The organism is Aneurinibacillus migulanus (assembly GCF_001274715.1).
Taxonomy (GTDB): Bacteria; Bacillota; Bacilli; order Aneurinibacillales; family Aneurinibacillaceae; genus Aneurinibacillus; species Aneurinibacillus migulanus.
The window spans coordinates 753946-760775 of record NZ_LGUG01000004.1; the positions used below are offsets into that span (position 1 = coordinate 753946).

A 6830-nucleotide genomic window follows, 5' to 3' on the forward strand; every position below is an offset into this window, starting at 1 on the left:
AATTTAAATAAAAGGGAAGGGATGAGTATTCATTCATTGAAATGATTAATGTAAGTTAAAGGTAAAGGAGTGACTCTCATGTCGACAACGTCTTGTCCATGGCTGGCGAGTTATCCAGTGGAAGTGTCCCATAAGCTTTCTTATCCTGATATTCCGCTCTATGAACTACTTCTTCAGACAGCACAAGCACATCCTGACACTCCTGCTATATTCTTCATGGGAAAGGAAATGACATATGCGCAACTGCTGGAGGATTGTTACCGATTCGCCAATGCCTTGCAGCAGCTTGGGGTAACAAAGGGTGATCGGATTGCTATTATGCTGCCGAATATTCCGCAGAGCGTAATTGCTTATTATGGAGCTTTGCTTGTAGGGGCGATTGTCGTACAGACCAATCCATTGTATACAGAACGTGAATTGTTGCACCAGATGTCAGATTCCGGAGCGAAGGTGATTGTCTGTCTCGATTTACTGTATCCCCGGGTGAAGCGTATTAAGCAAGATACCATGCTTCAACATCTTATTGTGACAGGGATTAAGGATTATTTGCCGCTGGCAAAAAAATTATTTTACCCGTTTGTGCAATGGAAGCAGAGACAGCGTGTACAAGTAAAGGAAGGTGAGGATGCTGGTGTATATGCGTTTACTTCCTTGCTTGCACGTAGCATCTCGGCTCCAGTACGGACTCCGGCTGATGTTAGACATGACGTTGCTCTTATTCAATATACAGGAGGAACGACAGGAAAAGCGAAGGGAGCCATGCTGACGCACGCTAATCTTATCGCCAATGTCATCCAGTGTGGAGCCTGGTTTTATAAGGCAAGACAGGGAGAAGAACGGATATTGGCAGCTATTCCTTTTTTTCACGTATATGGTATGACGGTCGCCATGAATTTCGGCATTTACATGGGGGCCAAGTTAATTCTTGTGCCTCGTTTTGATGTAAGTATGATGCTGAAGCTTATCGATAACCAGAAACCGACTGTTTTTCCTGGTGCTCCAACTATGTATATCGGATTGTTGAGTCATCCTGAGCTCTCGAAATATAATATCTCTTCTATTGAAGCCTGTCTGAGCGGTTCTGCTCCGTTACCTGTCGAAGTACAGCAGAAATTTGAAGCCATTACAAACGGAAAGTTGGTGGAAGGATACGGATTAACAGAATGTTCTCCGGTTACGCATGCAAATCCGATTTGGGGACGGCGTGTTAACGGCAGTATCGGGCTTCCATGGCCTGATACCGAATGTAGGGTGGTTGACATTGAAACGGGTGAAGACGTACTGCCGGGCAGTGTAGGTGAATTATGTGTACGTGGGCCTCAGGTAATGAAAGGGTATTGGAACTGTGAAGAAGAGACGCATGCTTCTCTACAGGATGGATGGTTTTTCACCGGCGATATAGGATCAATGGATGAAAATGGTTATTTCTATATCGTTGATCGCAAGAAAGATATGATTATTGCGAGTGGTTTTAATATTTATCCGCGCGAAATCGAAGAGGTATTGTATGAACATCCTGCCGTCAAAGAAGCGGTCGTAATTGGTGTGCCCGATGAATACCGAGGCGAGACGGTGAAAGCTTATATTGTTATGCGTAAGGATGAAGAAGTTACCAACGAGGAACTGGATAAATACTGTCGGCAAAAATTGGCCTCTTTTAAGGTGCCTCACCTATACGAATTTCGGGACGAACTTCCCAAGACGGCGGTCGGCAAGATTCTGCGGCGGACGCTTATCGAGGAAGAGAGGAATAAGTTGCAGACAAAATAAAAAGGGTGGGCGTTATCCCATCCTTTTTATGTGCTTAATTTTCTATAACCGGTTCCTCGTGAATATCGACAGCCCCGTGCTTTTCCAGCAGATGGGTAATCGGTCCGCGAAGTTCGGGTTTGCTGACTCCGACGACAAGCACAACTTGTCCATCTGTAAGGTGTTGACTAATATGCTCCGACGTATACCGGTTTATGCCGAGATCGGCAAATCCGCCTATGATACCACCGGATGTAGCGCCAGCCAGCAGGGAGAGGAGAGGACCAGCGGCGATGATGGGACCGATACCGGGAATGAGTAGGGTTCCCATGCCAAAAGCGAGCCCTGCAGCGCCACCGACAACGGAGCCAATAGCCATGCCATCAACGACCGGATCAGCGCTGGCGTCGCCTGTAAATGTGTCAGGGGTATCTGTTTTGCGTAAGAAAGAAATTTCTTCTTTTTTAACGTATTCCTGTAAGGCATGAAATGCACGTTCAGCTTCTTCAGGAAGGCTAAATACAGCTACAATGTGAGGGTTCATAATCATCCTCCTTACAAGGTGCGCAAGTATTTTTCTACAGCTTTAATCTGTTCATTGTCAAGCCCTTGATTCGGAAGGGAGGGCATAGCGCCCCGGCCATTCAATAGCACATCGGTCAGCTTATCGCCTGGAAGGCGTTGTCCGACTCCTTGAAGTCCCGGGCCGACCAGTCTTTCCTTACTCAGATTATGACATCCGAGGCAATGCTGCTGAACAATGGTTTCTCCATTTACGGGTTTATTGCCTGTCGTATCTTTTGTGCGTTCATTTACCGGTTGGGCCCAAACCGAGTAGCCGATCGCCCAGGCAGCCAGCACGATGTACGTAATGATGAGAAAGCGCGGCACCTTGGCATTTGCCATCCGTATCCCCGCAACTTCTTCAAGAGGTTCTTCATACGTTGCTTCCTTCTTCTCGCGGCGTTCTTCATCCATTAACCCTACCTCCTAGCGTCCTTCAGTAGAAGGTGCCGGTTTTAAGCTCATCAAATAAGCGATTAAATCTTCGGTGTCCTGGTCGGATAAATAGTCGTATCTTGGCATGGTACTACCTGGAAACACTTGGCGTGGATTGTTCAAGTGCACGCGGTGCCATTGTTCATTCCAGCGGGTACCCACCCAGGTTAAATCAGAGCCAGTGCGCACGGTTCCTAACATATGCGGATAATCATGACGATAATCTTCTGGTACGGAGACCGGACCCAAGGAGGAATCGGCTTTTACCGGGCGTACGAATTGCGTGTGGCATACATGGCAGCCTTCCCGGATGTAAACCTGGCGTCCGCGGTATTCAGGAGAATCGATCGCATAGTTTTTTATCTTGGCGTTTGCGTTCTCCCGCTGCATGACTTCGTCGTAGAAAGGGAGCACCACGGTGGCGGTGACCCCGATGAAGAAGAGTAGGGACGCGCCGATGATAAAAGGTTTCATAAATCTTTCTTTGCTTTGTCCGCTCATGGTCTCGCTCCTTTACTCAAGCTTACGCAGTGGATGTGGATTTCTCTTCGACCGATAAAAGTTGTCCGTCTTTAATCGAGCGACGAACATTGTAAGCGAACACGATTTGCCCGATAAACATCAGCACGCCCCCAATGGCGCGGGCAATGGCAAACGGTTGCAGGGAGACAACTACCTCAAGAAATGGCACGCCGTACTGTTTGCCTTCTGTCCAGGCGAACCCTTGCATGACTCCTGCGGTCCAGGTGGTAAAAGCGAAAATAAGAAAGCCAATAATGGATAGCCAGAAATGCCAGTTCATTAAGGCCTCGCTGTAAATCTTACGTCCGGTCAGCGACGGTAGCGTATGGTAGAATAGTGCAAACAGTACGAAGGAGAAAGCGCCGAATAACGCCATATGCGCATGTCCAATTATCCAGTTGGTGAACTTGAGAATCGCGCTCGGCTGCATTAAGGATTGAAAGGGACCTTGCAGACAGGTGATGAGATAAAAAATAGCGCCAGTTACAACGAATTTCAACGGCACGCTTTCAGATATCCTGTGCCATTTCCCTTTCATCGTGCCGAATACGTTAGCTAGTACGGTCCATACCGGGATGATGAGCAGTACAGATGGAATAACACCTGCTTTCATTAACCAGGCGGGAATGGGACCATTCTGTAAGTGATGAGGACCGTTCCATACATAGAATGTAGCGATCGTCCAGAATCCTATCAACGAGAGCTTATGGCTGTAGAGCGGGTTTTTGGAAAGTAGCGGGAGCAGGTAATAGATGAATCCGACCCCGACTGTCGTAAACCAGAGACCGATAACGTTATGGCCATAAAACCATCCCGCCAGCGCCTGTGGAACACCTGTAATGAAATAGGTGACAATGTTGCCGATGATATAGAGAAACGGCAGCCAAATGAGAGAGCCCATGAAATACCATAGACTGACATAAAGCTGGCTTTCATTCCGTTTTGCGATCGTCTTAAAGCAAATGTAAGCCGCTCCTGCTACCAGCACGATGAAATACACATCCAGAGGCCAGGTCGGCTCTGCATATTCTATTGTGGTCGTATAACCCATACATAAAGTAACGAGTGCCGCCACGATGTAGATATTCCATAGGATGCCGATCGCATGGGCGAGGCGAGGATGTTCAAGTGATTTACGTGTTAGTTGCGGAATAATATAGAACAATCCTCCCGCGTATGCCATCGACAGCCATCCGAATAGCAAAATATGCGTGTGTGCGGGGCGAATCCGGCCGTAAGAAAGGTACTTTTGAAGAAATTCCCCCCATACTAAGAAATCAGGCCATACATATTTAATGGCGAGAATAAGCCCGATCGTCATTCCAATCAGAAGCCATGTAATGGAAGAGTAGAAGAATAGACGGACTACTCTGTTTTCATTGTGTGTAATGGCTGTCATAACAGACTCCTTTCATAAGCTTCGGAATAAAATCATGTTAAGTATTTCCTGAGCAAAGAAAATTATTCTAAGAGAAGGAGAATGAGGAGAAATGTCGAAATATATATACAAGCCAAACATCTTTTTCGATACATATTGACAATCCTGATTTTTTTGAATAAACTTAACACGAGTGAATGCTCATTCATTATTTGGGATTTGAGGGAATTGGTATGGCGAAAAAGACAGGGGAGAAATATCAAAACATTATTGAGGCAGCTGTGAAAGTAATTGCCCGTTATGGCTATCACCAGGCACAAGTATCAAAAATCGCCCGGGAGGCTTCAGTTGCAGACGGGACAATTTATCTTTATTTCAATAATAAGGATGACATATTAATCTCGCTATTTAAGGAGAAGATAGGTGCTTTCATCGATACAGCCCGAACGCGAATCGAACCGCTGGACAGGGCGGATGACCGTTTGCGTGAACTCATCTATATGCACCTATGGCAGATGTCGCAAGATCGCGATTTAGCCATTGTAACTCAGATTGAAACGCGACAATCCAATCCGGTTCTTAGAGCGGGGATTTATGAGGTGCTTAAACATTATTTGAATTTGATTGATGAAGTGGTTTTCCTGGGTAAAAAACAGGGAATGTTTGGAGCAGACGTAGACCACCGGGTAGCGCGCAAGATGATTTTTGGTACATTGGATGAAGTTGTCACTTCATGGGTTATGAACGAGCGGGATTATAACCTTGTCACCCTTGTCGAATCCATCCATAACCTTTTCATTAATGGACTGAAAGTGGCAAAACAGTGAATTTGCACAAAATATAGCGACTAATTAAAGAGAAAATTATTATAATTTAGCAGACAGGCAATTTGCTGAAAATAAGTATAATGAAAATTGTCCGTTTACATTTCAGGTTATGGAGGGAGAGAACTAATGGAGTTTACCAATGTCAAACTTGAAGTGGAAAACAGGGTGGCGTATATCAGTATTGATGTGCCTCCTGCAAATACGCTTAGTTCCGATACGCTTTCGGGATTGGGTGAAGCTTTCGATTACGTGGAAGGAAACAGTGATGTAAAGGTAATCGTAGTGACCGGAGCTGGGAAGTTTTTTGTTGCCGGCGCGGACATCAAAGAGTTCACAAATGCATTCGATAATGCGGAAGTAGCCGAACAGATGGCTCGTACCGGTCAGAAGCTGTTAGACAGAATTGAAGGCTTCTCCAAGCCGGTAATTGCTGCTGTAAACGGAGCGGCGCTAGGCGGAGGATTAGAGCTGGCGATGGCATGCCATATGAGGTACGCGGCTGAAGATGCCAAGTTAGGACTGCCTGAACTTAATCTAGGTCTTATCCCTGGTTTCGGGGGTACACAACGTTTAGCCCGCTTAACCAATCAAGCGAAAGCGTTGGAATTAATTCTGACAAGTCAATTCATCGATGGTAAGGAAGCGGAACGTATCGGTCTGGTTAATCGTGCAATTCCGCTGGCTTCACTGATGGATGAGGTGAAAAATATCGCTGAACTTATCGCGCTTCAAAAAAGCGCCGTTTCCGTAAGTGCTACTCTTAAAGCGGTTACATACGGACTGCGGGAAGGACAGGGAAACGGTATGGAGAAAGAAGCGGTTCTGTTCGGGGAATTGTTTACATCAGATGATATGAAAGAGGGAGTTAACGCTTTTATCGAGAAACGTAAAGCCCAATTTACCGACAAGTAATAATGATTGCAAGTTTCGTTCGCGTTTATGCTGAAAATCACGGCAATGCGCTGAACCTCTTAAATAAATCCGCACTGAAGCCAAAGGAGGATATATATGAACATTCTTGTATGCTTGAAGCAAACGTTTGATACGGAAGAGAAAATCGTGCTCGAAAATGGCGCGATCAGCGAAGATGGGGTCGAATTCATCATGAATCCGTACGATGAGTACGCAGTGGAAGAAGCGATTACGCTACGCGACGAGCACGGCGGCGAAGTCACCGTTATTACGGTCGGACCGGAACGTGCCGAGAGCGCGCTGCGGACCGCACTTGCTATGGGTGCAGACAAAGCTGTCATCGTCGATGATGAAGACATCGAGACGGATGAATACAGTATCGCTAAAATTCTAGCCGCCGTTATCAAGGACCGCGAATACGATATTATCCTATAAAAAGGGTG

The 6830-nt window shown here is 46.2% G+C and carries 7 protein-coding genes and 1 pseudogene; 4 read left to right on the forward strand and 4 right to left on the reverse strand.

Going from position 1 to position 6830, the window contains the following annotated elements; translation table 11 throughout:
* Nucleotides 1-78: 78 nt before the first annotated feature.
* Nucleotides 79-1770, forward strand: a complete 1692-nt coding sequence (locus tag AF333_RS05410) for an AMP-binding protein (protein WP_043063207.1) — start codon at nt 79-81, stop codon at nt 1768-1770.
* A gap of 34 nt (nt 1771-1804) precedes the next feature.
* On the opposite strand, the gene AF333_RS05415 is transcribed toward AF333_RS05410, so the two are convergent.
* Genes AF333_RS05415 through AF333_RS05430 form a run of 4 tightly spaced genes read right to left on the reverse strand, consistent with a single transcriptional unit; the run spans nt 1805 to nt 4669 of the window.
* Nucleotides 1805-2293: a DUF1269 domain-containing protein gene (locus AF333_RS05415; protein WP_052520733.1), complete on the reverse strand. Its 489-nt coding sequence runs from the start codon at nt 2291-2293 to the stop codon at nt 1805-1807.
* Nucleotides 2294-2304: 11 nt separating this feature from the next.
* Nucleotides 2305-2727, reverse strand: coding sequence for a c-type cytochrome (locus AF333_RS05420; protein ID WP_052811649.1), 423 nt, complete (start codon nt 2725-2727; stop codon nt 2305-2307).
* 12 nt (nt 2728-2739) lie between these two features.
* Entirely contained in the window at nt 2740-3249 is a 510-nt protein-coding gene (locus tag AF333_RS05425) for a cbb3-type cytochrome c oxidase subunit II (RefSeq protein ID WP_052520735.1), read from the reverse strand.
* Between the two features lie 22 nt (nt 3250-3271).
* The gene (locus tag AF333_RS05430) at nt 3272-4669 is read right to left on the reverse strand and encodes a cbb3-type cytochrome c oxidase subunit I (RefSeq protein ID WP_052520736.1); all 1398 of its coding nucleotides are present in this window, start codon (nt 4667-4669) and stop codon (nt 3272-3274) included.
* Nucleotides 4670-4881: 212 nt separating this feature from the next.
* On the opposite strand from AF333_RS05430, the gene AF333_RS05435 reads away from it, so the two are divergent.
* The 3 genes and pseudogenes from AF333_RS05435 to AF333_RS05445 all read left to right on the forward strand — a co-directional run.
* Complete coding sequence (locus AF333_RS05435; RefSeq protein ID WP_043063206.1) at nt 4882-5475, forward strand: TetR/AcrR family transcriptional regulator; 594 nt, start codon at nt 4882-4884, stop codon at nt 5473-5475.
* Nucleotides 5476-5601: 126 nt separating this feature from the next.
* Nucleotides 5602-6387, forward strand: a complete 786-nt coding sequence (locus AF333_RS05440) for an enoyl-CoA hydratase (RefSeq protein WP_043063205.1) — start codon at nt 5602-5604, stop codon at nt 6385-6387.
* 96 nt (nt 6388-6483) lie between these two features.
* Nucleotides 6484-6819, forward strand: a pseudogene (locus AF333_RS05445) (electron transfer flavoprotein subunit beta/FixA family protein); the annotation flags it as partial.
* Nucleotides 6820-6830 lie beyond the last annotated feature (11 nt).

Bases quoted from the DNA above. Each gene is read 5' to 3' on its own strand.
- AF333_RS05410 (WP_043063207.1), top strand. From the start codon at position 79: ATGTCGACAACGTCTTGTCCATGGCTGGCGAGTTATCCAGTGGAAGTG.
- AF333_RS05415 (WP_052520733.1), bottom strand. From the start codon at position 2,293: ATGAACCCTCACATTGTAGCTGTATTTAGCCTTCCTGAAGAAGCTGAA.
- AF333_RS05420 (WP_052811649.1), bottom strand. From the start codon at position 2,727: ATGGATGAAGAACGCCGCGAGAAGAAGGAAGCAACGTATGAAGAACCT.
- AF333_RS05425 (WP_052520735.1), bottom strand. From the start codon at position 3,249: ATGAGCGGACAAAGCAAAGAAAGATTTATGAAACCTTTTATCATCGGC.
- AF333_RS05430 (WP_052520736.1), bottom strand. From the start codon at position 4,669: ATGACAGCCATTACACACAATGAAAACAGAGTAGTCCGTCTATTCTTC.
- AF333_RS05435 (WP_043063206.1), top strand. From the start codon at position 4,882: ATGGCGAAAAAGACAGGGGAGAAATATCAAAACATTATTGAGGCAGCT.
- AF333_RS05440 (WP_043063205.1), top strand. From the start codon at position 5,602: ATGGAGTTTACCAATGTCAAACTTGAAGTGGAAAACAGGGTGGCGTAT.